Origin of the sequence: Paraburkholderia graminis (genome assembly GCF_003330785.1) — a bacterium.
Lineage (GTDB): Bacteria > Pseudomonadota > Gammaproteobacteria > Burkholderiales > Burkholderiaceae > Paraburkholderia > Paraburkholderia graminis.
In genome coordinates this window covers 781,601-806,768 of the sequence record NZ_CP024934.1, presented here as the reverse complement: position 1 = coordinate 806,768, position 25,168 = coordinate 781,601, and the positions used below count along the sequence as shown (strand labels likewise).

Below are 25,168 nucleotides of genomic sequence, written 5' to 3'. Positions count from 1 at the left end.
GAGGGCGTTCATTCCATTTGTCGCTGGGCGGCCAGCTGGCTATCTTCACCAGCATTACATAGCGTGTCTGGCGCTCGACGAGCGTGGCAATCCGGCTGCTCCCGCTGCCGCACAGAGGCTCGCCTTCCCGATGAGGCCGGAAAGGTATGGAATCAGCGATTGAACCGCCCGGCCGCGGCCGAGGGCGAATTGCTCGATGTCGTACGTAAAGAGATCTCGCCGATCGACGCGCCGTACATCCTTGATTTACTTAGTCGCACAACGGAGGACTGGGAGAAGCGCGGCCCGATTTTCTCAATGCTCGCGCAGAAGATTGTCGACGGGAAAATCACCACGCGCGATTTCTGGCCGATAGACCCGGTGCTCGAGGATGCCGCCCGTTATCGCACGCTGCAGCAGATGGCGCGCTTCATCTACATCGATGGTGTGGCGTCCGTTCAGTTCCCACGCATTCCGGCGACCAGTGGTGACGAGGATTGCTCCTTTGAGACCCGAGTCTCCGCCGCAGTTGACGATCTCCCGGATCGCAACCGCTGGTGACTTGGCTTCGCCGGAGCGGCGCCATACTGGACTCAGCTCTCGCCATATCGGTGAGCGAACAACCACCTGTCGGAGAAAAACATGTCACCCATCGAGTACATCCGCGCCGCGTACCGTCATCGCGAAAAGCTTGTTCCGCAGCTACTTACCGTGCTGGCGCCCGGAGTAATTCTCACCTATCACGCGCTAACCAGCCCGGTTCTAGAGTGGCTTAGGTAGGCCGAGCACCTCAAAAAAATAACCATGGTTATTTTTTTTCGAAAAGAGCCGACGCTAAGTCATTGTTTCGGCGTTTGTTTTTTTCGGACCTCCCTGTTCCAAAAGTGTAAGTTGTGTATAATTTTTGGGAACACTGCTGCTGTACGACGACAGTCGAGCATTCCCCGCTTTGTCGGACCATCCGCTTTCTGACGAGAGCAGCTGGTAAAGCAAAGGGCGCGAGATGCCGAGAGCCGCGGCAGTTCGAAATTTTATGGCCGACGCCTCCTCGACAGCTGGCTAGACCGCTGCTTGCCGCGTCAACGCCCGAATCCTCGCCCTCTTAACAGCCTCGGTGAGTCGATACAGTTGCAAATAGGCCGTGTCACTTCGCCAGCCTGCATTCCTAATACGGCGCTACGTCCACCGTGTTGAGCACAACGACTGGCATCACCGCACTTCGAACGGAGTACGAACGCATGTGCTTCGCAACAGAGAAGCGAGTTGGCAAATGTTTTCAATTCTTGATGTACACGCTGTCTTACGGCGTTACCAATTGCCCGCCGATTTCTAGCCGATCCTAGAAGAGCTTCTGCGACGGAACGGGAGCCGCCCGCATGGCGCGACAAGCGCAAGTGCGAAAACACTCTCAATAGCGACGCAGAAGTACGGGGCAATGGCAATCTGCAAGTCGTTTGAGGAATTGCGTCAACATGGCTTTGCGTTGCAGGCCTCATACTCATTGAAACACAAACACGTAAGGTTTCTAGTGAACCTTTGGGTAGGTGCTAAGCTGACTGGTGGCGCCATTGAAAACAAATTGATCTACCTCTGGGCATTTTCCGACCGGATACGGTATCCCGATCTGGTCGGCACTCTCGCGGATCACGTCGACGGAGAAGAACACGATCTCGTGGGTTCGCACGTCGCCCGGCCCGACAAGTCGTGGGAGGCCAATGGCATTGATGCCGAACTGGAGATCAGCGAGGTCGCTGCCACCGACCGCAACGTCGCAGTGCAGTTGAAGCTTCAGGCCGCGGCCGGTTTGCGTGTGAAGGAAATCTTTCTGCTTCGACCAGCGGAGACCCTACGAGATGGTGGCTTACGGGAAGTCACGCATGGCAGGCGGGGCGGCCGGTCTCCGCTTGTACCGGTCGGCTGAGCGTCGACGTCCTTGAGGAAGCGGCAGCATTGTCCAAATCCATCTACCGGCACGATTCCGCCGGGTTATACCAATCAGCAGTGGCGTGAACACTATTACTACGTGCTCGGAAAGCATGGCCTGACTCAATCTGGCAACGGGGTGACGAGTCACGGGCTACGGTATCAGTTTCTTCAGAAAATGTACGCCGCACTGGCTGGCGAGCCCGCGCCGATTAAACGAGCGGAAGAGTGTGGGCCAAGCGAATTGCACCGTGAAGCCTGGCAGCGCGTAGGCATGATCGCAGGGCTCAGCGCTGCAACAAAAGTGAACGTGTACATCGCAGTCCGCCGCGCTGGCACGCGAGGCGTGGCGCGCTCGCTCACGCCGAAGGACGCTGAGCAGGCAATGAGCAAGCGCGCGGAGTGAAGATCCACGCCGCGGCGAAGCTGGGAATCTCGCCGCAGGCGCTCTACGGACTGCTTGAACGAGACCGTCATGACAGTCTCATTCGCCTGTTCCCGCGAACGCCGCAGCATACGCTGCTTCAGTCACATCGACGGTCTGGCGTCCGTCCAAATGCTCCGAGAAGGCGACGAAACAGCATGAGCAATCTACAGATATCGGAGATGTCGGCATTGCCGCAATTCTAGCCATAGAACAACGTCGCCGGCGGGGAGGAGAAATTGTCGAGACCTCCGCCGGCTTACCGTTCTTCAAATTAGCAACCCCCTCCCAGCTGTCCGATGGGAAAGCAACTGTAACGCTTCAATTCAAATCTGCTTGCGCGCGCGACCTTCCTCAATCCTCTGCCGATGTTCGGCGAGGGCTTCCGGTCGAGTGTCGGCATGCCGCATAACCGCCTCCGCAATCTTTTGGACCGGCAAACGAGCTATCTTCGTACGGGCGAATTGCTGCTGCCGCATCCGCAGGTGCCGGTAAAGTTCGCCGCGCTCAAGCAGAGTTGCCGGAAGCACAGGATCTACCGTGCAAGCGCCGTGGGAAAATACGCCAAGACCTTCCACGAGCCACAGCCTCGGAGGAATCAACCCCTTGATAAATCGAACTTTCGACGCATTCTGTTTCAGGGGCGACGTGCGCGCGACCCGCTGCCCGTCGAGCGTCGCGAGCATCAGCTCATCATTGGTTGCGCCGCTTGTGACAGCGCCGGCCCAGTGCTTCGTTTCGATGACGAAAATGCCAAACGGAGCAATGACCAGATGATCTATCTCGGCTGTCGGAAAGACACTGCCGGGCGCGTGAACAAGAATAAGGCCATTGAATAGCAGCCAGTCGTCCTCGCACAGGCGAACGAGGTGTCGTTGGAGATCAGAGGACACTTGCCTCTCCCCTTCTGCTCCAGCTCCGACTGCGGGCCTTAACCCACCTGAACCCGGCTCCTCCGGGGAAGGCTCGTCGGTTAGGCTCATGTACGCCCAAAGAAACGCGGCGCCAAGCAAGAGCAGTTTTATAAGCATGCTTTTTCTCCTTTCATTAGTTAGGTATCTTAATCATATCTGCCATCATCGAAAGTCAAGGAAAGCGTTGGCGCAACTAGTCAACGGCGGTCGGCGGGTCACCGCACGCCTATGTGAAATGTTGGTTCAGTGCCTGACTTGCCGTACCCGGTCCAGGTTCAGATCGGTGTGGCCAGGGTGAGCAGCAAGTATCAACTCATCCTCACCCAGCTCCTGTACAACCGGCCCTCTCCAACTTCACCGCCTGGCAACTGCTAATGCCAACGCTGTGCCGCGGCGTTAGCGTGCAGTCGCTTGCGCGTCAATACAATGCCGACGCGCACATGTCACCGAGTAACGACATTGAGAACAGGTTAGTTGCGACCGAGGAGCGGGGAAGGGCACAAAAGCGCCGATGTGACAGCCTCGACCAGCTCCCGTCGAGGCGGCGAGTTGGCCTTCAATGCTCCTTACCCGCTAGTGATCCGCGAGGGTTGACCCGCGAACTCAGTTGAACCAGTAAAACAGAGGGATAGTTAAAGCGTCATAGACAAGAATAGCCACGACTGCCAAGGCGAAAGCCAACTGGGGCGCGAGCTTGTGACGAAGACGGTACGCGGCGCGAATGTAGTCGAAGCGGGACATAAAGCAGCTACTCCTAAGTGAAGGACCGGTCTACCGCAGTCGGGAAGACCTTCTGACAAACATGCCGACCCCAGCAAGATATCGAGTTCGCGCCGGCTGCGCCTCTGCAAGCCGTCAACCCTGCAATGAACCCGGCCTACCTATCAAGTTCTGCGTCTGGCCGCGAAGCCCGACCGCGTTTAGACTCAAAGGCGTGGGAGCACTATCTTGATGGATGCAGCGTGACACCGCGAGTCATCGCATCAAGGTAGCGGCGAGCCTCGAACAGAACAGTCTGGAAAGTGGGCTTGTCTCCAGCGACTTCCCGGGTCCATGGCCTGCTCTCCACCGATCTGTGCAGTGATTTCAGCATCTAAATCTGCAGCTATAAGCTTGCGTTGTATCTCTGGAAGTTTTCCGGAGCCGTCCGCGTCGCCTAGATGTTGAGCGAAATGTCCTTCACAGGAAGCACATTTCCTGCGACCCGCGTTTATTGGAATTGGTATGGGGCAAGGGCCACGACGACCGTGGTCCGCAATGAGGCGTTGGCGCGGCCCAACAGCTAAAACACAACATTGGGCTCTCGCCGCGCGTCTCGTCATCGACAGCGGTTCACACTCGAAAATCGACCTCAGCAACGACACCCTACTTGCAGATGCCAGCAACGCGTGCTTCGTCAACCACCTTCGCCCCAGTCTGCAGTTCGCGACTGCAGGTTCGCCGCGATGTTCGCCGCTGCTGCAAACCGCGCGTGGCTATCGCGGAACTGGTTCAAACGCGAGCGCATAAAGTGGCGCAACTCAATAGCTTGAAGGAGGTTGACCGGTAAGGCGGGATCGAGCGTACACGAGGAATCGGCAAACACCGCAATGGACTCGACCGGACAACCACAATGGCCGACGACCGAGCGTAGATACCGGAGTGCCGGCTTTGCCCTGCGCAATGGCGACGTTTGAATCGAGACGACACCTGGTTTCTCATGCAGAACTACTTCCTCTTCGCTGGATGAACGCGTCACTGTGCCCGTCCAGTCGTACTGATCGACGACAAAGACCCCAAATGGAGTTACAGCCAAACAGTCCAGCCAGGTCACCGGGTTGAGCGTGCCTGGGGCGTGCTCCAGCAGCACTCCACGGCGAACGAAGCATGGATCTCCGGTCATTGCCTCGAGCAGCGATTGAATACGCCCTGATAATGGCGAGCACTCATGACGGCGCTGAACCTTCCACGAAGTTTGACCGAGGTCCTGTCCTTTAGCGGCCGCACTGAAATCCGTCCGCAACGCGGCGGTGGAAACTGCATTATTCCCGGCCAAAGGGTGCTGTAACTTGATTCGTTCCATATGTTCTCCGTTGATTGAACGAGCGGTTAAACGACAGGCAGCATTCGCCCCGCTCGGCTCGTCTAAGAGCGCAGCGTGGCACTCGGTGACACCGAACTGCGCAGCAGGTCCAAGACGTCGCTAGTCAGGACGGCCTTGGATAACTGCAGCGTGCCATGTGTGGCGCAAAGTCAAGTCAACGTGAAATGACCGAGATAGCGAGCCTACAGACCCGAACCAACAAATGCCTTCGAGGTTCAGCCCGTTGACCTTCTCTTCTTCAAGCGAGCACATGGGCGATCTCGCGTGCCTGAAGGTCCACTGCTCGCGCCGAAAGCCACGCGGAGAGCGACGATCATTTCGGTGGGTATAGCGGCGGAGGTTTCGGCCGGCCGGTGCGGAGAAGTCGGCCGCAACGCAGCCGCTGGAGAGTTCTCCCCACCGGCGGCGCCAATCGGTTGAGCCCTATGATGGCTGATTGAATAAGAAAGCGATCCGCTAGATATCTGCCACCGGCATTCCCCACAAACCGGTTCGCGTCTGCATGTCGAAACGCAAACATCACTCGCAGTAGATCGCCGGCGCCAAGGCCGGCATCAGTAATCGGTTATCGCCAGAAGGTGCGGGTGTATGGTGACAGGCTCGACTGCCAGCGCGTAAAGACATCATCGAAATCAGCGCTGGCTGCATCCAATGACTTGTCGTTTTTTCATCGGCGCTCATAGCTCTTCGCAGTCATCCGCTCGCAACAACTCTGGGCGCGTACCAGAAAGGAGTCGACAACCACATGGTAGGCGGTCGTCCATTACTTGAAGAGGGAAATACGGCGTGTGGTAAAACGCACTGGCTCACTTAGCTTCAGCAGTGACGTCGGGACGCCGTACCCCAGCTCCGGTCTTCACCGTCAATTCGCGATCGCTTCAGCTGGGGAACTGAATCTGGCCAACAGTGCTCCCAAAAAGCTCACGGCCGGGGCAGTCTATGCAATAGGAGATGCGTAGGTGCTCACTTCCCGCGATTTGGTCGCAATGCCCAATTTGCCGACTTCATAGTCCATCGAAATCCGGCCAGACGCAGAGATATGCGTAACGACAAATTCACCTGTCAAGACAACGCAGTCCCGCCCTAACAATGGGACCTGAAGACCCGGCAGACGGTAGCACTGCTAGCTCTTCGCGAATGGAAAACAGTTCCCCAAGCAAAGGGAGCAGTATTTCATGCGCCTTTGGCGAGAAGTCGCGAATTTTTTTTGGCGTTCGGTCATCGCGTGCAGTTTCTTGGCTCGATTCGGATAACCTAGCGTTGCGTGGGCCGTTAAGGTGTTCGCCAACCTACCCCCGCTCGTGTGGAATGTTCCGGTCATGGATAGATCGTTTTGTCGGGCTTCAGCAAAGGGTTCGGTGCGATGCCGTCGCTGTATCGGCAATGCCTATCCTAAACCGGCTCATCCGACGCAGCTCCTCAAATGATGACGATAGTGGTGGGCGTTTCGCGAGCGCACGGCCATCCCATCTTGAGTGGCGCCAGAGTCCTGGGAGCAGCTTATCCACCAAAATTGGTGGATAGGTGAAGCACGACCGCAGAGGGAATCGCGCTTGGCTGGCGTCGACGCCGACGCCGACGCCGACGCTGTAGCGTCGAGTTCAAAGTTTAGGCGGCGGCAGCATCCCAAGGTCCACGGTGTCGCTCATAGCCATCGCGTTGCACCACGAATCGAACGCTCATCTGGTGAGACACACCTTCAGCCGATATGCTGGCGTTCAGACACGCTGCAAGGCAATTGCCACAATACTCGCGCCAGCCTGCTGACCGCGACGAAACCGGTGGCAGCATCGGCTATTGACTATCACGCCGGCGCGACCAGCCGGACGTGCGGAGACTCCGTGAGGCACGGACCATGCGTCCCCAGCAAGGGAGCCAAGTCGCGGGCTAAGCAGATTGCAAAATCGGCGACTAGTGCGTTAGGCAGCGTCCTGCTTCGACCGGTTTCGCTATCAGAGGATTGAGTCCGCCAGATTGTTTGGCGGGACCGATCGAGTCGATTGGACATACCGATGATCATGCGACAGCGGACTCTCTAGCAGCGCACCGCCGCTTCCAGCACCTTCAAAGGAAGAGACACACTAACGGAAACTACCCCGTCTTCTTCCACGCATCGCGACGTCGTGGAGGCGATGGGCGAACACGCAGCGCGAGGGCGACAGCCAATCTATTTTCCGTTTAGCGCACCGGCCAAGAGCCGGGGTATGTAGCCTTAGTCTTAACAACTCCGCAGCTTAGCGTGGACTGGATCCAGAAATCGGCGAGAAACTCTGCGTGCTCTGCCAGTACGCAAGCCCGATCTGCGCATGTCGACCAACGCGACTGCCAATTGCGGGAAACTTGCGCGGCCGCCCCGTTGCCTCCGTGCAGGGGTTTTGGCGCCGTGGCGTGTGGTGATGTCTGCTCAACGCGAATCGTGCCACTGGGTCGGTTCAGTCACGAGCCGAAAGCGGCCGGTCATGTTCGCAAGATATGCATGAATGCAGCCGCTCACTGCTACAGTGCAGGTCCCGGAACGACGTGCGGACATGCCGTCCGCGGTTTCGTCCAAGCTCGTGTTGCGCTGATTCGGTGCTGCTGAAGAACCGGGCCCGTCTATCTACGATAGCTTCAATGACGACATCGAAAGGGGCCGCGATGATCTTGCGCCGTGTGGTTGCAAAGTTGCGGATCAAACGCCGCCGACGCAGCCGCCTCCCCGATGTCACCGGCCACATGCGCAGCACTTGTGTGGACACGCCGCCGGTTTTGGCGGTGCTGCGCCCACAAGCATGGTTCGCAACGCGGTGAGTCGTCCCTGCTGAGCGGGAACGAGATGGAACTGCTGGCCGATGCCTACGACGCGCGAAAGCCAGTAGGACGCGTCAAAGTAATCATAATCATCGGACGCGCGGCTACTAACGAAGTACCGGACCACCGTTTCCAGATGCGCTATTTCAGCATCGGCGAATGCCGCTGAGCGCTTCGGTCGGGGTTGCTCATCCGCAGCCGTTGCTCGCGACTTCATTCGAGGCTGCCCTCACACCGGTTCAAGATCCGACGAAGCAGCGCAGAGCGAGACGCAGAACCATCGCGCGGAAAGACGCGGCCAGGCGATAAAGGCGCGACGCGTCCCGGTTTGCGAATGTTGTTGCGAAGGTTATAGAGAGGGTCGTTGCGGAGGTTCCTATGACCTCGTCTGCGTTCGGCATTGCCTCCGCTCGCGGCGGAATCGGGAAAGTACAGTGTTTTGAAGTGCATGGCCCAATGAAATCGGATTGACGATTTCATCTTGCCGAGATCAGCGAGAAGTCAAGGCAGCGTAGCCCACGAAGCTTGACGCTGTTCTGAGCACCGCAGCGGTGTGCAGACGCTCAACCGAGAAATGGGGCGATCCTTCAGTCATCCTATGGAGTGACCAATGCGACAATCGCAAATAGCCCGACACTTTCAGTGACGTCTCCAAATGGAGTGCATTGGATTGAGGCAAACGCGACGTACAAGTTCAGTGATAAAGCCGCGCGCGCTCTTGCCACGCCCGCGAGATGAGATCGAGCTCGCGTTGCAGCACTTGCACCTCCAACTCGGCCGGACTAGGAGGTGACTTCGGCTCGGGGCAGTGCCACGCAGAGCACTGCGCGCCGCCGCAGTACTTACTCAGCAAGGGATCGCCGCTGAGTCGCGTAGTGGGCACTCCTGACTTCACTTACCGAATCTTTTGGTAGGCTTGTAGCAAGCTAATCGACGACTTTCGACAATGCACCAGTTACAGGCGCGCTTCCTCAAGTTGATTTCGTGAAGTGCTTTCCAATATTAGGCGAATTCGCGTCACCTATAGTGATTGACCGCAATGCAGGCGAGAACCTGCCGGAATACCGCTCACCATTCAACATGTTGCCATCGGCGCTTACTGGATAGGACGGAGAATCCTCACAACCGTTGTCTTGTTCCGCGGAGGCCAGTGTAAGGTTGGCCGTTCAGTTCTGCGCATCGCGCTTGGCTTCTTAGCCTTGGGAATTTGTCACGTCAATTCCCTTCGCGAGACAGCTATGAGATGCGCGTTACCGGCGCAGGCACGCTGCGCAGTGCGGTCAACGTCGCTGGCTGGTACTCGGCAACCCAACGGCGTAGGTCGCGGCGAACCTCGTCGTCGGTGGGAATCCGGTGCTGCATTAACCACGGCAGCAGGTTGTCGATCAGACTGTCCGACACTTCGCGCGCCCGCGCGATACGCAGCTTGGGATGCGGCGTGCGCGTGGTGGTTTCGTCGTCAGCCAGCAGTTCTTCGTAAAGCTTCTCGCCCGGACGAAGACCCGTGAATACCACGCGAATTTGCTCGTCCGTAAAACCGTAGAGGCGAATCAGATCGTGCGCAAGATCGGCGATGCGTACAGGTTTACCCATGTCCAGAATGAAAATTTCTCCGCCGTGTCCCATGCTCGACGCTTGCAGCACGAGCTGCGAAGCTTCGGGAATCGTCATGAAGAAACGCGTGATTTCCGGATGCGTGACCGTGACCGGACCGCCGCGCGCAATCTGCTCCTGAAACTTCGGGATCACGCTGCCCGCGCTGCCGAGCACATTGCCGAAGCGCACGGTCTCGAACTGCGTGCGCCGCGCGCCCTGCTGTTGCAGCGACGAACACACCATCTCCGCGAGGCGCTTGCTCGCGCCCATCACGTTGGTCGGATTAACAGCCTTGTCGGTGGAAATCAGCACGAAACGCGCGACGTCGTGACGGATTGCCGCGCGCGCCACGCGATAGGTGCCAAGCACGTTGTTGCGCACGGCCTGCCACGCATTCACCTCTTCCATGAGCGGCACATGCTTGTACGCCGCGGCGTGGAAGACGATATGCGGGCTGTAGCGCGCCATCACCTGATCGAGCAGCAGCGAGTCCTTGACGTCGCCGATGATCGGCACCACCGACACTTCCGGATACTTATCGCACAGCTCTTCGTTGAGTCGGTAGATGGAGAACTCGGAGATGTCGAACGCCACCAGTTGCGCCGGTCCGAAGCGCAGAATCTGCCGGCATAGCTCGGAGCCGATCGAGCCGCCGGCGCCTGTGACCATGACCACGCGGTTCTTCAGCAATGCTTCCACGTCGTCCGTGTCGATCATGACCGGATCGCGGCCAAGCAGGTCTTCCAGATCGATCTGACGGACGCGCGAGAGGAAGGCCTGGCCTTGCGTCAGCGGCGTGAGCGCCGGCAGCGTCATTGCGCGAACGCCGGCGCGAACGCAGAGCGTCGCGATGCGCCGATGTACTTCGACGGAAGCCGACGGAACTGCGATGATCACATGCTCGATCTTCAGCTCGGAGGTGATTTTCTGCAGATCGCTGATCGCGCCAAGCACGCGGTAGCCGTAGATCTCGCGGCCTTGCTTCACCGGATCGTCGTCGAGCAGACCCGCCAGACGCCACTCGCCCGAGCGCTTCAGTTCACGGACCAGATTCGCTCCCGCATTACCCGCCCCCAGCACCAGCACCGGTTTGCCTTGGCCGACGAGCCCGCCGTAGCGATAAAACTCCTTGGCCGCGCGATAGATGGCGCGCGAGCCGCCCATCGCGAGAAACAGCAGCATCGGCGAAACGATCAGCACGGAGCGCGGCACGATAGGCGCCGGCTGCAACAGCGCGGAAGCGATCATCACGACGAGCGCGCCGACGCCGATTGCTTTCGCGATCCGCACGAGATCCGGCAGGCTCGCAAAGACCCACATGCCGCGATACAGCCCGTAACTCCGGAACATGACTGCGTAAATGAGCAGCACCCAGATCAGCGCATGCATGCCGCTCGACCAGAACGGCGCCGGCACCGGGCCGTTGAAGCGGATCACGTAGGCGAGCATCCAGGCGACCGCCACCGCGCACAGGTCAAACGCAAACGCACTGAACGAAAGCCATCGGGCTTTGAATCTCTTCATTGCGCAGAACCTCAGGATTGCCCTGAACGGGGCACATGGCGTCGCCAGCGACGATCAATAAAAAGCCCGGCGACGACGAGCACGACAGCCCATGCGACGACCACCAGCCACTGGTTGGGCACCGACAGGTCCAGCGCCCACAAAGCAAGCATTATGCCCGCAGTCATGAACAAATACCAAATGCGCGCCGTCGATGCATGACCGAAACCCGACTGCACCAGTCTTTGATAGTAGTGTTCGCGGTGCGCTTCCCAAAATTTTTCACCGCGCAGCAGGCGTTTGGCAAGCGTGACCGACGCATCGCCGATGAACGGCGCAAAGCTAACTGCGGGAAACCAGACCGGCCACACGCCCTCGCGCCAGCCCCAGTAACCGAGCGCGCCTGCGAGAAAGCCGAGCGGGATCGAGCCGGCGTCGCCGAGAAAAATGCGCGCCGGGTGGAAATTGAACAGCAGGAAACCTCCCGCCGCGCCGGCCACGACGACCGAAGCGACCGCGAGCGCGGCGTCAGGACGGCCGGAAATTGACGCGGCGATTGCATAACCGCCAAAGCCGAATAGCGCCATGCCGCCCGCGAGGCCGTCGGAGCCGTCCATGAAATTGTATAAATTGACCAGCCAGACCAGTAAAACCGCCATGACCGCGAGCGCCCACCCGGGCACATCGGCGGGATAAACGATGATGAGCGCCGCCACCGCCGCCGCATGTCCGCCGAAGCGCACGCGCGCCGGCAAGCCGCGCCGGTCGTCGATCTGCGAGAGCGCGGCGAGCAGCGCCGCCGCCAGCGCAGGCAGCCACAGCGCGGGCGCCACGAGCCCGATCAGTACGACGGCCACCGGCACGATGCCCCAGCCGCCGACGCGCGGCGTGGGGCGCGTGTGCAGCGAGCGGTCGTTGGGAATGTCGATGGCAAGACGCCAGGCGAGGCCGGTCTTGAGCAGCGCCCACAGAATGGCGGCGCAGGCGCAGAACGCGAGTGCGCCCCATAGCAGCAACTGCACAGCGTGATGAGCGGAGAGCGAGGCAAATGGCATCGAAGTACGTTCAGTGCGTGGCGCGATACCAGGCCGCCGTTTCGAGCAGGCCATGTTCGACCGTATGCGGCGGATACCAGCCGAGGCGTTCGCAAATGTGCGAACTGTCGAGACGCAATTCGCCGATCAGACGATCGATGGGCGCCGAGCGCCCCGTGATGCGGCCGGCGAGCCGCAACACGGCAACCGGCACCCGCACGAGCCGCGCTGGCGCATGCAGTTGCGTCGCAAGCGCTCGCGCGAGTTCGGCGACGCTCAGATCTCGGCCGTCGGTGACGTTGAAGGTCTGGCCCGCCGCGCGCGGATCGGTCGTGCAGTGGACCAGCGCATCCGCGAGATTGTCGACAAAGACGAGGCTGCGGCGCGCGTCGATCGCACCCAGCGGCAACGGAATGCCTCGCGCGATGGCGCTCATCAGTTGCAGGAAGTTTGCCCGCACGCCCGGGCCATAAACCAGCGGCGGCCGCACGATCACGATCTCCATGCCCGACCTCGCGCCATAGTCGATCAGCGCGCGCTCGGCTTCGAGCTTGGAGATGCCGTACGGATCGGTCGGCGCCGGTTGGTCGGTTTCCGCGATCGGCCAGCCGGCGCTGCTCTCGGCCACCGCCTTGATACTGCTCACGAACACGAAGCGCCGTGCGCCCGCGCGACGTGCCGCCCCGGCCACGCGCAGCGCGCCAGTGACGTTCGTCGCGCGATAGGCCGCGAGCGGATCGGCCGTGGTGTCGCGCATCATGTGCACGCGCGCTGCAAGATGGATGACCGCATCGCAGGACAAGTCCGCGGGCCAACGCGCTTCGAGGTTCTCGAAGTCGGCCGCGTCGAAGCACCATTCGCGCACGCCCGGCTCGCCGGTCTCGGCGCGGCGCACCAGCCCCGTCACCGAATCTCCGCGTTGCAGCAAGGCCTTGCAGACCGCTTTGCCGACGAAGCCATTCGCGCCCGTCACGAGCACACGCTGGGTCATGAGCGCACCTCCGCTGCTAGCGGCAGCGGCAGCGGCCGCAGCCGCGAGCGCGTGCAGGCAAAGCCTGCCCTACCCCGGCACGTCGGGAAAGGGTTTTGAGACACGATACAATCTGGCATCGGCGGCGCTGAGAGGAAGTCTGACTGGGAACGTATTGTATGCGGGCAGCTTCTGCTTCGGCCCGCTTGCGCCGATCTTTAGGCGCTAAAATGTGCCGGCATCGCACCAGCCAAGCGGCACAGGACAAGTCGAATGAAACTGGCCGGGCCGGGACCGCGTTGGCGGCCTCGGGCCGAGATAATAAACGGCCGGCCGCGCAGCGAGAGCCGTCTGAACACTTCGTAACACCTCAAACATATTCGCGCATGTGGAATTCGTGGTTTCGATCCGACGTGCTCGACAACAGCACACTCAGGCTCGCCCCGCTCACGTCACGGCGGGCAAGCAGCGGCCCGTTCCCCAAGGCGCCGGCGAGCCGACGGGCGCCTCGTGCAATGCCCGCGCAACGCACGATCTGGTCTGAAGAACGTTTGAGTAAAAGAGCCCATCTATGAAAGTGCTGTTCGCCACCTATCCGATGGCATTCCACACTCCCGGAGGCGGAGAAATCCAGATGCTTGCGTACCACAAGCATCTGCCCGCGCACGGCGTGGACGTCACGTTGTTCGATCAATGGAACCCGCGGTTTCTCGAACACGACGTGGTCCACTTCTTCTCGTGTGTCGGCGGCTCCGTCCACTTCTGCAATTTCGTCAAACAGTTGGGCTTGCCGCTCGTGGTGTCGTCCAGTCTTTGGGTGACCGAGGAGACCAAGCATCTGTATCCGATCGGCGAGATTCATCATCAGTTCTCGCTGGCGGACCGGGTGGTCGCCAACTCCGAGATCGAATGCGAAACGCTGGCGCGCATTTTCGATCTGCCGCGCGAGAAGTTCGTGAGCGTGCTCAACGGCGTCGAGCAAAGTTTTTATGAGCCGGTCGCCGCTGAGCTCTTTCGTAGCGAATTCGCGATTCGCGACCGCTTCATTCTGAACGTGGGCAACATCGAGCCGCGCAAGAACCAGTTGGCGCTGATTCGCGCGATGAAGTCGTTCCCTGAACTGAAGCTCGTGCTGATCGGCCATCAACGCGATCCCGAGTACGCAAAAAGCTGCTTCGCGGAAGGCAGCGACCAGGTCATCTATGCAGGCACGCTCGCGCACGATTCGCCCGTGCTGCGCTCGGCCTACGCGGCATGCGAAGCGTTCGTGCTACCGAGCACGCTGGAGACGCCAGGACTCGCCGCGCTCGAAGCGCACGCCGCCGGCGCCCGCATCGCCGTCACAAAAGTTGGCTCTACCGAAGAATACTTCGCGGAGCACGTCGCCTATCTGGACCCGTCGGACGTCGACAGCATTGCGCAGTCGATTCGCGACGCCCTCGCACACGAACGCACCGGCACCTCCAATAGATTGGGCACGGCGCGCGACCTGACGTGGCAAGCAGTCCTGTCACCCCTGAAAGACCTCTACGATTCCCTGCTAAGAAAATGAACTTCGATCTTCGTCCTCTGAATAACGTCGAGAAATCCTCGAATCCTGACTTTTCCTGGCAGGCGACCAACAACGACCCGCAGTTCCAACTCGTGGGTTGGGAGGCGTTGTCGCAACGGGCCGCGCGCATTTCATTCGAACTGAAGACGAACGCCACGGCGGCCTCGCCCTGCATGCTGTATCTCGATGCGGGCTCGGGCATGTCCGAACATACCGCGATAGGTCTGCACGTCGACGCAAACGGCAAGGTCCAGCAGGACGTCGCGTTTCCGAAGCTGGCCGGTCCGATCCGCTTCGATCCGATCGCGCTGCCGGCGCTCTTTTCGGTGACGGGCCTGAGCATCACCGTGCTCGATGAAACCGAATGTTCGGGCGAACTGCTCGCCCGCGCGCGCCGCATGGCGGCATGGCGCGGCGGACCGTTGCCGGCCACTGCGCCAATCGTCGGCGAGTCGTATCCGGAATGGCTCGACGCCAACGAACCGCCGAAGTCCATTTACCCGCAACTGCGCGAACGTTCGAAAACGTTTGCCTTGCAGCCGAAGGTCAGCATCGTGATGCCGACCTATAACACGCCGGAAAAGTGGCTGCGCAAGGCGCTCGATTCGGTGGTCGACCAGGTGTATGAGAACTGGGAAATCTGCATCGCCGACGACTGCTCGACGAAGCCCGAAGTCAGGATGGTGCTGGACAGCTATGTCGCAAAGTACCCGGGCCAGGTGAAGGTCGCGTACCGCACGACGAACGGCCACATCAGCGCATCGAGCAACACGGCGCTCGAGCTCGCGACGGGCGAATTCGTCGGCTTGCTCGACCACGACGACGAACTGCATCCGCTCGCGCTCTATTGCGTGATCGAGAAGCTGAACGAACATCCGGACGCGGCGCTCATCTATAGCGACGAAGACAAGATCTCGGAAGAAGGCGAGCGCTCGGACCCGTACTTCAAGTGCGACTTCAACTACGATCTGTTCCTGAGCCAGAACATGATCTCGCACTTCGGCGTGTATAAGACGTCGGTGCTGCGCGACATCGGCGGCTTCCGCACCGGCCTCGAAGGCTCGCAGGATTACGACCTCGCATTGCGCGTGATCGATCGCGTCGGACACGACGTGGTGTATCACGTTCCGCGCGCGCTCTATCACTGGCGCATCATTCCCGAGAGCACCGCGAGCGGCCATGAAGCGAAGCCGTACGCACATATCGCGGCGATGCGCGCGATCGACGACCACCTGAAGCGCAACAACATCGCCGCGCACACCATTCATGCGCCCGGCACGCACGCGTTCAACAAGGTGGTGTACGAACTGCCGGAGGTGCTGCCTTCCGTCGAAATCATCATTCCGACGCGCGATTCTGCGGAACTCGTCGAGCAATGCGTCGAATCGGTGCGGCAGAAATCGACCTACTCGAATTACCGCATCACGATCATCGACAACGGCTCGGTCAAGCCCGAAACGCACGACCTGTTCGCACGCCTGCAAGCCGACGAGCGTATCAAGGTGATCCGCGACGACTCGCCGTTCAACTACTCGGCGATCAATAACCGCGTCGCGCTGGCGAGCACGGCGGACTTCGTCTGTCTGATGAACAACGACATCGAAGTCATCAACGCGGACTGGCTCGAGGAAATGGTGTCGGTCGCGATTCAGAAGAACGTCGGCGCGGTCGGCGCCAAGCTGCTTTATCCCGACGACACCATCCAGCATGGCGGCGTCGTGCTCGGCGTGGGCGGCATCGCGAGTCACGCGCACAAGCACTTCCCGAACACGATGGCCGGCTACTTCGCACGCGCGCGCCTGCGCAATGCGATGAGCGCGGTCACCGCCGCGTGCCTGCTGATCCGTCAGTCGATCTACAAGGAAGTCGGCGGCCTGGACGAAGAACTGCACGTCGCGTACAACGACATCGACTTTTGCCTGCGCGTGCGCAAAGCCGGCTATCGCAACGTGTGGACGCCGTACGCGGAGCTCTATCACCACGAGTCGGCCACGCGCGGCGCGGAAGACACGCCGGAAAAAATCAGCCGCTTCAACAAGGAATCGGAACTGGTGCGGCAACGCTGGCACGATCTGCTGATGAACGACCCGTACTATTCGCCGAACCTGACGCTGACGGCCGACGACTTCTCGTTCGCCTGGCCTTCGAGGATTGCAGACCTTGTCTAATCTGGGAACGAAGAACAAAACCGCCTGGCTGGCCGAGTATCGTCATCCGTCGCCAGGCGAGCTGTTTTGCCTGCCGAGCGCGATTTACTTCCTGATGAAGTTCCGCGCCGATCTCGCGCGCTTTAACTCAAAGTCGCTGAACGACCGCATCGCGCTGTATTTCTGGTGGGAAATGACGGCGCGCGAGACGTACCCCGACTTCGACTGGGTGCTGCGTCGCGAGGACGTCGACTATCTGCGTCAGCTCGACAACGAAACGCTGATCGCGCGGCATCCCGAGGCCGTGAGTTATTGGCTCGGTTCCACCGCGCCCAGCGTGCTCGACACTAAGCATTTGCCCGAGACGCTGCTCGAACCGCAGACCGTACTCGAGGAAGCCGGACTGCAACTGCCCCGCCTGATCACGATGATCGTCGCAAGTCGCGGCGATCTTTCGCAGGCGTTCGATCTCGGCACCTTGAGCGGCTTTCTGAACTGCCTGAACTGGTGGGAAGCTCACGGCCAGGACGCCTGTCCGCGCGTGACGTGGCGAGCGCCAGCTGCGTGGCCGAAGCTCACCGAGCCGATGCGCGATACCCAGGGCCGCGCGCTGCCCTTCCCGCGCTTTCTCGCGCTGATCGCAGCGGAGCGGCCCGATCTGAAGAGCGCGTTCGACCTCACGACGTTTATCGGTCAACTGGCTTGCCTGAGCTGGTGGGAAGAGCATGGGCATCGCGAATATGCGCGCATCAAGTGGTCGCCGGCGCCGATCGGCGGCGCGATGCTCGAACCCGTGGAACCGGTCAGCGACGACGGCCTGCATGTGCCGCGGTTCATCTCGCTCATCATCGATGAACGCCCCGATCTGCAAAGCTCGTTCAATCTGCGCAGCTTCACCGGCCGGCTGAGTTGTCTGTCGTGGTGGCTCGAGCACGGGCAGCTTCAATATCGCGCGATCAAGTGGGTGCCGCCTACCGCTCCGCGAACGCTCACCGAGATGGAAGAGTCCGAAGATCCGCACGGCTTGCCGTTGCCGCTCTTTTTGCGGCTCATTCTCGATGAGCGGCCGGACCTCCTGGCAGTGTGTCCGTTGGACACTTTTATCGGCCGTCTGAAGGCACGTTCGTGGTGGCTCGAACACGGACAATTCGAGTATCGGGCGATTCGCTGGGTCGCGCCGCCCGTGCCCGCCGACCTGTTCGCGATGCAAGCCGGCGAACGTTGCGCGCTGCCGCTCTTGCCGCGATTCCTGAATCTCATCTGGAAAGACCGCGCGGATCTGCACGCCGCGTTCAATCTCGACAACTTCGGCGCGCGAGTGAGCTACGAGTCGTGGTGGGACGAGCATGGCCAAGACGAATATCCGGCGATCAAATGGTCGGCGGCCGGTCTCGCCGTCGCGCTCGCTCGCATGGACGACGAAGAGGAACCGGGCACCTCGCAACTGCCGCGCTTTCTCGAACTGATCGCCAGCGAACGCCCCGATCTGCAAGCTTCATTCGATGTCGCGACCGAAGCCGGCCGCGCTCAGCTTGTAGAGTGGTGGAACAGCTTCGGCGGCCGCGAGTATCCGTTGCTGGACTGTCTGAAGGTGCACTGGGCGCAAGGCAACGCTGCGCGCGATGCACCGGAGCCGCCGCGCTATCACGCCCGTGTCGAAGGCGTCTGCGAGTTTGGCGTGAACGTGATCGGCTTTCCGCAAGGCGTGCTCGGTCTCGGCGAAGACGCACGCATGGCCGTGCGCGTATTCCAGATCAACGCCACGCCGGTCGCGCTCGTCAATGCGCCGATGTCCGGCCCGGCGAAGCTCGATCATTCAGTGGATCATCTGCTGAGCGACGAGCTGAAGTACGGCATCAGCCTCATTTGCCTGCCTGCGCCGGAAATGGTGCGTCTCGCGCTCGAAGGCGGCCGCAAGCTGATCGAAGCGCCCACGCACAAGATCGGCGCGTGGCCGTGGGAATTGCCTCACTGGCCGAGCGCGTTCGGCAAGGTGCATCAGATGGTCGATGAAATCTGGGCGCAGAGCCGCTTCGTGCAAAGCGTATATAGCCGGCTCGGCGACACGCCGGTGTATCACATGCCGATGGCCGTCGAAGTCCCCGCGCCCGTCGATGCGCGCCGCGAGCGCTTCGGCCTGCCGTCGAACGAATTCCTGTTCTATCTGATGTTCGACGGCAATTCGTGGCTCAGCCGCAAGAATCCGCTCGCGGGCGTGCAGGCGTTTCGCCAGGCGTTCGGTAACGGCTCGTCAGGCGTCGGGCTCGTCATCAAGGCGATGAACGTGCGCGACGACGATCCGGTGTGGCGCGCCGTGCGCGATCTGACGGCCGGCGACAGCCGGATTCACATCGTGTCGGAACGCCTGAGCCGCCAAGATTCGATCGACTTCATGGCATGCTGCGACGCCTATATTTCGCTGCATCGTAGCGAAGGCTTCGGCCGCGTGATCGCGGAGGCAATGGCGCTCGGCCAGCCGGTCGTCGCCACCAACTTCTCGGGCAACGTCGACTTCTGCGAGCCGGATACGGCATTTTTGGTCGACGGCGAACTGGTGCCGCTGCGGCCAGGCGACTATCTGTTCTCCGAAGGCCAGTACTGGTGCGATCCGGATGTGTCGATCGCCGCCGAGCAGCTCAAGCGCATGATCGAAGACGTCGCGTTGCGCGAGCGCATTGCGCGAGCCGGCAAGGCGCGCATCGAGCGGGACTACTCGGTTGAAGCGGTCGCACGTGCTTACGCGCGGCGTATCGCGGATATCGCGGATATTGCGGATATTGCGGATATCGCGGGAGCGCGGAGCGAATGAAACTGCATGTGTGCGCCCCTGACATTTTTGCCGGCGATGCCGTCGGCAATCATTGTCTTGGGCTTGCTCGCGCGGCGCGGCGTCTCGGCCTTGACGCGCAGTTGTACGCGCAGCGCTACGACGTCGGCACGATGGAAGTGCGTCCGTTCGACGAACTGTTCGCGAGCGTCGCGTCCGACGACGTCGTGCTGCTCAGCTATTCGATCTTCGATCCGTATTTGGAGCAACTGCTCGCATTGCCGTGCCGCAAGCTGTGCTATTTCCACGGCGTGACCGATCCGCAACTGCTGCGCCAACTCGAACCACGCACCGCGCAACTGTGCGAGAAGGCGCTCGCGCAACTGCCGTTGCTGCGAGGCTTCGACGTTGTGATCGCGAACTCGCTGAATACGGCCGAAAGCCTCGCCGGCGTGGTGCAAGCGGCGGCGGTGAAAGTGATACCGCCCGTGTTCGCCGATATGCCCGCGTTCCTGCGCAAGCCGGCTTCGGCCACGCGCAGGTTGCGTGAACCGAATTTGCTGATGGTGGGCCGCGTGGTGCCGCATAAGCGCGTGGAAGATGCGATCGACATTCTCGCGCTGCTGCAACAGCGGGAGTTCGCGGCGAGTTTGACGATCGTCGGCAATGCGCCGAATTACGATTATCTGAAGCTGCTCATCAATCGTGCGCGCAAGCTCGGTGTGCTCGAGCGCGTCGATTTCAAAGGCATGCTCGACGACGCCGACCTCTTCGAGTGTTACGACACGACAAGCGCGCTGCTCGCGATGAGCCGGCACGAAGGCTTCTGCGTTCCGGTGCTCGAGGCGATGCACTTCGGCAAGCCGGTTTTCGTCCGCGGCGGCACGGCGGCGCAGGAGATCTGCCCGGCGGATTGCGTGCTCGATGCCAGTGCAGAACTGTCAGCGTGGGCTGCCGCGATTACGGAGCGCCTGGGCGCATCTGCTGGCGCGAACGCCGCTGCAAAGCCGATTGACGCCGCGTATGTGGCGCATGCGAACAGCGTGCTTCAGCGTGCGAGCGATGTTGTGTGGCGCGATGTATTGATTCGAGCAGGCGCTCAGAGGAACAACGTATGACCGGGCTTAAATTCATTCTCACCACGTACAGCACCGCGTTCACCGTCAGCGGCGGTGGCGAATCGGAGCTCGTGCAGGTCGCCGAAATCCTGAAGGGTTCCGGCGTGCATACGGACATCTACGGAATCGGCAGCCGCCCCCTCAGTTTCTACGACGGCGTGATCCACTTCTCCGTGCATGCGGACGGCCACGCCATCCTGCGCGAGGCCGCGAGCCGCAACAAGCGCATTTTTCTGTGGCCGAATGTGTGGTGGCTCGACCCCGTTCCGGCGAGCGAAGTGCAGCGTATCGAGCAGATCATCGGTCTTGCGCATAAGCTGCTGTTCAAGTCGCAAGCGGAACTCGACAATTTCACGCAGTACATTCAGGTGCCTGCGGACAAGATCGAAGTGCTGCCGACCTGCGTGTCGAACCGCTTTCTCGCGCCGCCCGACAAGGACCTGATGTCGACGGTGTCGAACAGCACGGATTTCGCACTGTGCCTCGGACTCATCGAGCCGATCAAGAACCAGTTGCAGACCATCCGCGCGCTCAACGAACTGAAGCTCGACGGTCTGTTCGTCGGCGGTGCGCGCGACGACGCATACTACCGGCAATGCGTCACCGAGGCACATCCGGGTATCACATTCCTGCCGTTCATCCAGCCTTGCAGCGCGATGCTTCGCTCGATCATCGCGAATTGCAGCGTGATGGTGGAACCGAGCATCGATCCGCCCGGCCGCTCGAGTCTCGAAGGCGCGATCATGCAGAAGCCGCTCGTCATGTCCGACGGACCCTGGCAGCGCGAGCATTTCGAAGACGGCGTCTGGTACACGCCCACCGATTCGGTGAGCGCGATTGCTTCGGCGATCGCGGGCGCGCTCAACGACGCTGACCGCGAAGCCCGCATCTCGGCCACCTACGAGCGCGTCATGGCGCGTCATTCGGCGTCGACCATCGGAGCGCAAATCGCGGCGCTGCTTGCACGGGAAAGTGTCTGACATGCCGAAAATTCCTCGCCTACTGGTTGTTCAGCGAATCTCGCTGTCGCACGACAGGCTGATGTCCCGCTCCATTGCTGCCCGCTTCGGTCCCTTGCTCGGCTACATGGCGAACAACCGGATGCTCGAATGGGAAGAGATTGTTGAAAGCGACGTGACCGTCGGGCAATTGCGGCGTTTCGATGCGGTGCTGTTCAACAAGCACACGTCGAACCGTGCGACCGACGTGATGCGCATGGCCAACGACCTCGGCCTGCGCACCATCTACGATATGGACGACTGGATCATCGACTTGCCGATGTACAGCGTGACCGATCTGAACGACGACCTGCTCGCGAATATCACGTGGCTGATCCGCCAGGCGTCGATTGCGACCGTGTCGAACGACACGCTGCGCAACAAGCTGAGACGCCTGCGGCCTTCGGTCGTGGTGATTCCGAATGGTTTCGATCACGACGCGCTGCCTTCCGGTCCGTCGAACTGGCATGAAGCCACGCCGCCCAAAATCCTGTTCTCGAATACGGACGGCATCAAGCTCGTTCAGTTCAGAAAGGAGTTCTTCAAAGTCGTGGTCGACTTTCTGGAGCGGCATCCGGAAGTCGTACTGGAATTCTGGGGCGACGGCTTCCCGGAAATGTCCCGCATTCCGCGGCTTGTTTCCAAGGGCTTTCTCGAGAACCACGCCTATAAAGCGGCGATTCGCGATGCGGGCTATATGTTTTCGATCGTGCCGCTCGGCGGCCGCGAAGACCCGGACGCGCTGTTCTTCAATAGCTGCAAGTCGTGCATCAAGTACATCGACTACGGCAGCCTCGGCATTCCCGGCATCTACTCGCGCTCGCCGGTTTACGAGGAAGCGGTATCGAATGAAGAAACCGGATTGCTCGTGAACAACACGCCTGAAGAGTGGGCCGCCGGGATGGAGAAAGTGTACCAGGACAAGCGGTTGCGCGACTCGTTGCGCATTAACGCGCACGCCGACACGCATGAGCGATTCGGCCTCGCCGGTCCGGCCAGGACGTTCCTTGAACTCATCACCGGCGACAATCCGGTCTGAACGGATACGACACTATGGATCTTCTATTGATCAGACACGGCCAATCGGTCGCGAATGAAAAGGGACTGCTGATCTCAACGGACAAGGACGGACTCACCGAGCTCGGCCGAAAACAGTCGATCAATCTCGCGGCGACGCTCGAGCGTTTCGCCTTCAAACCGTCGCGCTTTTATTGCAGCCCGTGGGCGCGTGCACGCGAAACCGCCGAGTTGCTGTTCGACGCCGCCACGCCGATTACCTACGATGCGCGGCTCGCGGAAACGCATCCGGGCAAATACGCGACGTGGCTGGAGCTCGAGTTCAATCGCGCGTTTCCCGACTTCAACGCCAACATCAGAAACCGCTACGAAGAAGGCGAATCGCATCTCGAGATGGCGGAGCGCGTGCAAGCGTGGGTCGAGTCGGAAGTGCGCCCGCATGTGAACGAAAGCGGTTTGACCGTGGCGGTCGCGCATGGCGGGCCGATCAGCGTCGTGTTGCAGCATCTGCTCGGCGTGCCTATCGAAACGCATTACCCAAGCTTCACCGTGCCGAATGCGTCGTTCAGTTATCTGAAATGGCGTTCGGATCTGAACCGCTACTGCCTCGAACGCGCAGGCCACGTATGAGCAAGACCGTTGCGATATTCGAGCCGATCTACTCGCAGGATCAGACGCTGACCTGCGCGGACTTCCTGCCGCTGGTGCGCGCCGACAATGCGCGTCCCGAGTGGCGCGAGTTCAAGATCCTGACCGACATGTATCGCAACGGCGAGCATCTGCGGCACGACTATACGGGCCTCTTTTCGCCGAAGTTCTCGCTCAAGTCGAAGATCGCCGGCAGCGGGTTTCTCGATTTCGTGCAGCGCCACGACGGCGCGGACGTCGCTTTCATCAATCCGTTTCCGCAACTCGCCTACTGGTCGTTCAATGTGTGGATGCAGGGTGAAGAGGCGCATCCTGGCCTCGCCCGCGCGGCGCAGGCGCTGCTGGATGCGAGCGGTGTCGACATATCGATTGCGGATACGCCGCGGCATGGACCGGCCACGCTCGCTTACTGCAACTTCTGGGTCGGCTCGCGCCGCTTCTGGAACGAGTATGTCGGCAACACGCTGTTGCCGATTGCCGATTTTCTCGAAGCAAATCCGTCGCACGAAGCGGCCATCGGCGTGATGACCGATACGATGCACACGGACCCGGCGCCGTTTTTGCCGTTCATTGTCGAGCGCCTTTTCAGCACCTATATTTCTTTGCATCCCGAACTGCCACGCGCCGCCTATACGTTCGATGCTAATACGGTGCGAGAGTACTGCATCAATGACTTCGAGAAGCTGTTGTTCGACCGCATGCGCGCAAAGATCGACAAAGCCGATGCGTCCGATGTGTTCGAACCGGCGCTGATCGAACAGATGCAGACGGTCTGCGCGTTGTGGCAAAAACATTTTTTCGATTTCTATGCAACGCGGCCACATCCGCATACGGGGCAGCCGGTGAGGATCTAATAGACGGCGGCTTTGCGTTGTAACTGCAGCCCGTTTGACGAAACACAAGAACCGCCACGCGCGGCCAGTCCATTTCTCTCGAGAAAACGCTTATGCAGTCAGCACGCATTCATCCGAACGACGACATGTTTCATGGTTCGGCCGAACATTACGCCTCGGTCGGCACGCAAATGGCCGACTTCGTCTCTCACGCAGCGGCGCTCGCGAATGCGCGCTCGCCAAACGTTCTCGAATTGCCGTGCGGTTATGGCCGCGTCACGCGTCACCTCGTTTCCCGCTTCTATCCGCAACAGATACACGTGGCCGACATCATGGTGCCGGCCGTCGACTTTTGCGTCGAGGAATTCAGCGTCAATGCGTATTCCATCGTCGATCCGGTGTATGAGTTCAAGAACGTTCCGGATGAGTTCTTCGACGTTGCCGCGCTCGGCTCGCTCATCACACATCTGTCGGGCCACAACGCCCGCACGGTGATGAAGCACTTCTTGCAGAAACTGAAACCGGGCGGCGTTGCGGTCGTCACCACGCACGGCGAGCGTTCGCGCGAAATTTTGGGCACTGTGGATTGCTATCAGGTGGGCGACGCCGCGCGCACTCATTTGCTCGCCAGTTACGACGCCGGTCAATACGGTTTCGTGAACTACATGCCCGACCATTCGCTCGAGTCCAAAACCGTCGACTACATCGGCGACAGTTACGGCATTGCACTCATTCCCCATCAATGGGTGAGCGACGTCTGCCGCGAAAACGGCGTCGAGATTCTCGAGTACCGCCGCGGCGGATGGGACAATCATCAGGACGTTTTCTTCATCTCGCGCGAGTAAGCTATTCTTTAGTCGCGAGCCATTGTC

General features: G+C 60.4%; 17 protein-coding genes. 12 read left to right on the top strand and 5 right to left on the bottom strand.

Annotated elements, in window-relative coordinates:
• Positions 1 to 159: 159 nt before the first annotated feature.
• Together CUJ91_RS03545 and CUJ91_RS03540 are read left to right on the top strand one after the other, a co-directional pair.
• The gene (locus tag CUJ91_RS03545; protein WP_114155824.1) at positions 160 to 540 is read left to right on the top strand and encodes a hypothetical protein; all 381 of its coding nucleotides are present in this window, start codon (positions 160 to 162) and stop codon (positions 538 to 540) included.
• Between the two features lie 874 nt (positions 541 to 1,414).
• Positions 1,415 to 1,900 (top strand): hypothetical protein, encoded by a 486-nt coding sequence (locus CUJ91_RS03540; protein ID WP_114155823.1) that lies wholly within the window; start codon positions 1,415 to 1,417, stop codon positions 1,898 to 1,900.
• Between the two features lie 752 nt (positions 1,901 to 2,652).
• Here the strand turns inward: CUJ91_RS03540 and CUJ91_RS03535 are convergent.
• Complete coding sequence (locus CUJ91_RS03535; RefSeq protein ID WP_244230961.1) at positions 2,653 to 3,219, bottom strand: nuclease-related domain-containing protein; 567 nt, start codon at positions 3,217 to 3,219, stop codon at positions 2,653 to 2,655.
• Between the two features lie 1,417 nt (positions 3,220 to 4,636).
• Positions 4,637 to 5,302: a nuclease-related domain-containing protein gene (locus CUJ91_RS03530; RefSeq protein ID WP_006048621.1), complete on the bottom strand. Its 666-nt coding sequence runs from the start codon at positions 5,300 to 5,302 to the stop codon at positions 4,637 to 4,639.
• Positions 5,303 to 8,138: 2,836 nt separating this feature from the next.
• On the opposite strand from CUJ91_RS03530, the gene CUJ91_RS34105 reads away from it, so the two are divergent.
• On the top strand, positions 8,139 to 8,282 hold the full coding sequence (locus CUJ91_RS34105) for a hypothetical protein (RefSeq protein ID WP_006048622.1): 144 nt from the start codon (positions 8,139 to 8,141) through the stop codon (positions 8,280 to 8,282).
• A 1,067-nt stretch (positions 8,283 to 9,349) separates the two neighbouring features.
• On the opposite strand, the gene CUJ91_RS03525 is transcribed toward CUJ91_RS34105, so the two are convergent.
• The 3 genes from CUJ91_RS03525 to CUJ91_RS03515 are packed head-to-tail and all read right to left on the bottom strand — an operon-like array spanning position 9,350 to position 13,237.
• Positions 9,350 to 11,233 carry a polysaccharide biosynthesis protein gene (locus CUJ91_RS03525; protein WP_006048623.1) on the bottom strand — a complete coding sequence of 628 codons (1,884 nt, stop codon included), beginning with the start codon at positions 11,231 to 11,233 and terminating at the stop codon, positions 9,350 to 9,352.
• An 11-nt stretch (positions 11,234 to 11,244) separates the two neighbouring features.
• The gene (locus CUJ91_RS03520; protein WP_006048624.1) at positions 11,245 to 12,267 is read right to left on the bottom strand and encodes an MraY family glycosyltransferase; all 1,023 of its coding nucleotides are present in this window, start codon (positions 12,265 to 12,267) and stop codon (positions 11,245 to 11,247) included.
• A gap of 10 nt (positions 12,268 to 12,277) precedes the next feature.
• The gene (locus tag CUJ91_RS03515) at positions 12,278 to 13,237 is read right to left on the bottom strand and encodes a UDP-glucose 4-epimerase family protein (protein ID WP_006048625.1); all 960 of its coding nucleotides are present in this window, start codon (positions 13,235 to 13,237) and stop codon (positions 12,278 to 12,280) included.
• A 550-nt stretch (positions 13,238 to 13,787) separates the two neighbouring features.
• Here CUJ91_RS03515 and CUJ91_RS03510 point away from each other — a divergent pair.
• The 9 genes from CUJ91_RS03510 (at position 13,788) to CUJ91_RS03470 (ending at position 25,141) form a co-directional block, all read left to right on the top strand.
• Positions 13,788 to 14,768: a glycosyltransferase gene (locus tag CUJ91_RS03510; protein ID WP_006048626.1), complete on the top strand. Its 981-nt coding sequence runs from the start codon at positions 13,788 to 13,790 to the stop codon at positions 14,766 to 14,768.
• The gene (locus tag CUJ91_RS03505; protein ID WP_006048627.1) at positions 14,765 to 16,936 is read left to right on the top strand and encodes a glycosyltransferase family 2 protein; all 2,172 of its coding nucleotides are present in this window, start codon (positions 14,765 to 14,767) and stop codon (positions 16,934 to 16,936) included. Before CUJ91_RS03510 ends, CUJ91_RS03505 begins: the two co-directional genes overlap by 4 nt.
• Positions 16,929 to 19,724, top strand: a complete 2,796-nt coding sequence (locus CUJ91_RS03500; RefSeq protein WP_006048628.1) for a glycosyltransferase family 4 protein — start codon at positions 16,929 to 16,931, stop codon at positions 19,722 to 19,724. The genes CUJ91_RS03505 and CUJ91_RS03500 overlap by 8 nt, the downstream gene beginning before the upstream one ends.
• A complete protein-coding gene (locus CUJ91_RS03495) occupies positions 19,721 to 20,800 on the top strand; it encodes a glycosyltransferase family 4 protein (RefSeq protein ID WP_006048629.1) in 1,080 nt (359 codons plus the stop codon). Before CUJ91_RS03500 ends, CUJ91_RS03495 begins: the two co-directional genes overlap by 4 nt.
• Complete coding sequence (locus CUJ91_RS03490; protein WP_006048630.1) at positions 20,797 to 21,780, top strand: glycosyltransferase; 984 nt, start codon at positions 20,797 to 20,799, stop codon at positions 21,778 to 21,780. The genes CUJ91_RS03495 and CUJ91_RS03490 overlap by 4 nt, the downstream gene beginning before the upstream one ends.
• Before the next feature lies 1 nt (position 21,781).
• The gene (locus CUJ91_RS03485) at positions 21,782 to 22,837 is read left to right on the top strand and encodes a glycosyltransferase family protein (RefSeq protein ID WP_006048631.1); all 1,056 of its coding nucleotides are present in this window, start codon (positions 21,782 to 21,784) and stop codon (positions 22,835 to 22,837) included.
• Between the two features lie 14 nt (positions 22,838 to 22,851).
• On the top strand, positions 22,852 to 23,445 hold the full coding sequence (locus CUJ91_RS03480; RefSeq protein WP_006048632.1) for a histidine phosphatase family protein: 594 nt from the start codon (positions 22,852 to 22,854) through the stop codon (positions 23,443 to 23,445).
• Positions 23,442 to 24,317, top strand: a complete 876-nt coding sequence (locus CUJ91_RS03475) for a hypothetical protein (RefSeq protein ID WP_006048633.1) — start codon at positions 23,442 to 23,444, stop codon at positions 24,315 to 24,317. Before CUJ91_RS03480 ends, CUJ91_RS03475 begins: the two co-directional genes overlap by 4 nt.
• A 92-nt stretch (positions 24,318 to 24,409) precedes the next feature.
• On the top strand, positions 24,410 to 25,141 hold the full coding sequence (locus CUJ91_RS03470) for a class I SAM-dependent methyltransferase (RefSeq protein WP_006048634.1): 732 nt from the start codon (positions 24,410 to 24,412) through the stop codon (positions 25,139 to 25,141).
• The last annotated feature ends 27 nt before the right edge of the window (positions 25,142 to 25,168 follow it).

Bases quoted from the DNA above. Each gene is read 5' to 3' on its own strand.
- CUJ91_RS03540 (WP_114155823.1), top strand. From the start codon at position 1,415: ATGGCAATCTGCAAGTCGTTTGAGGAATTGCGTCAACATGGCTTTGCG.
- CUJ91_RS03530 (WP_006048621.1), bottom strand. From the start codon at position 5,302: ATGGAACGAATCAAGTTACAGCACCCTTTGGCCGGGAATAATGCAGTT.
- CUJ91_RS34105 (WP_006048622.1), top strand. From the start codon at position 8,139: ATGGAACTGCTGGCCGATGCCTACGACGCGCGAAAGCCAGTAGGACGC.
- CUJ91_RS03525 (WP_006048623.1), bottom strand. From the start codon at position 11,233: ATGAAGAGATTCAAAGCCCGATGGCTTTCGTTCAGTGCGTTTGCGTTT.
- CUJ91_RS03520 (WP_006048624.1), bottom strand. From the start codon at position 12,267: ATGCCATTTGCCTCGCTCTCCGCTCATCACGCTGTGCAGTTGCTGCTA.
- CUJ91_RS03515 (WP_006048625.1), bottom strand. From the start codon at position 13,237: ATGACCCAGCGTGTGCTCGTGACGGGCGCGAATGGCTTCGTCGGCAAA.
- CUJ91_RS03510 (WP_006048626.1), top strand. From the start codon at position 13,788: ATGAAAGTGCTGTTCGCCACCTATCCGATGGCATTCCACACTCCCGGA.
- CUJ91_RS03505 (WP_006048627.1), top strand. From the start codon at position 14,765: ATGAACTTCGATCTTCGTCCTCTGAATAACGTCGAGAAATCCTCGAAT.
- CUJ91_RS03495 (WP_006048629.1), top strand. From the start codon at position 19,721: ATGAAACTGCATGTGTGCGCCCCTGACATTTTTGCCGGCGATGCCGTC.
- CUJ91_RS03490 (WP_006048630.1), top strand. From the start codon at position 20,797: ATGACCGGGCTTAAATTCATTCTCACCACGTACAGCACCGCGTTCACC.
- CUJ91_RS03485 (WP_006048631.1), top strand. From the start codon at position 21,782: ATGCCGAAAATTCCTCGCCTACTGGTTGTTCAGCGAATCTCGCTGTCG.
- CUJ91_RS03480 (WP_006048632.1), top strand. From the start codon at position 22,852: ATGGATCTTCTATTGATCAGACACGGCCAATCGGTCGCGAATGAAAAG.
- CUJ91_RS03475 (WP_006048633.1), top strand. From the start codon at position 23,442: ATGAGCAAGACCGTTGCGATATTCGAGCCGATCTACTCGCAGGATCAG.
- CUJ91_RS03470 (WP_006048634.1), top strand. From the start codon at position 24,410: ATGCAGTCAGCACGCATTCATCCGAACGACGACATGTTTCATGGTTCG.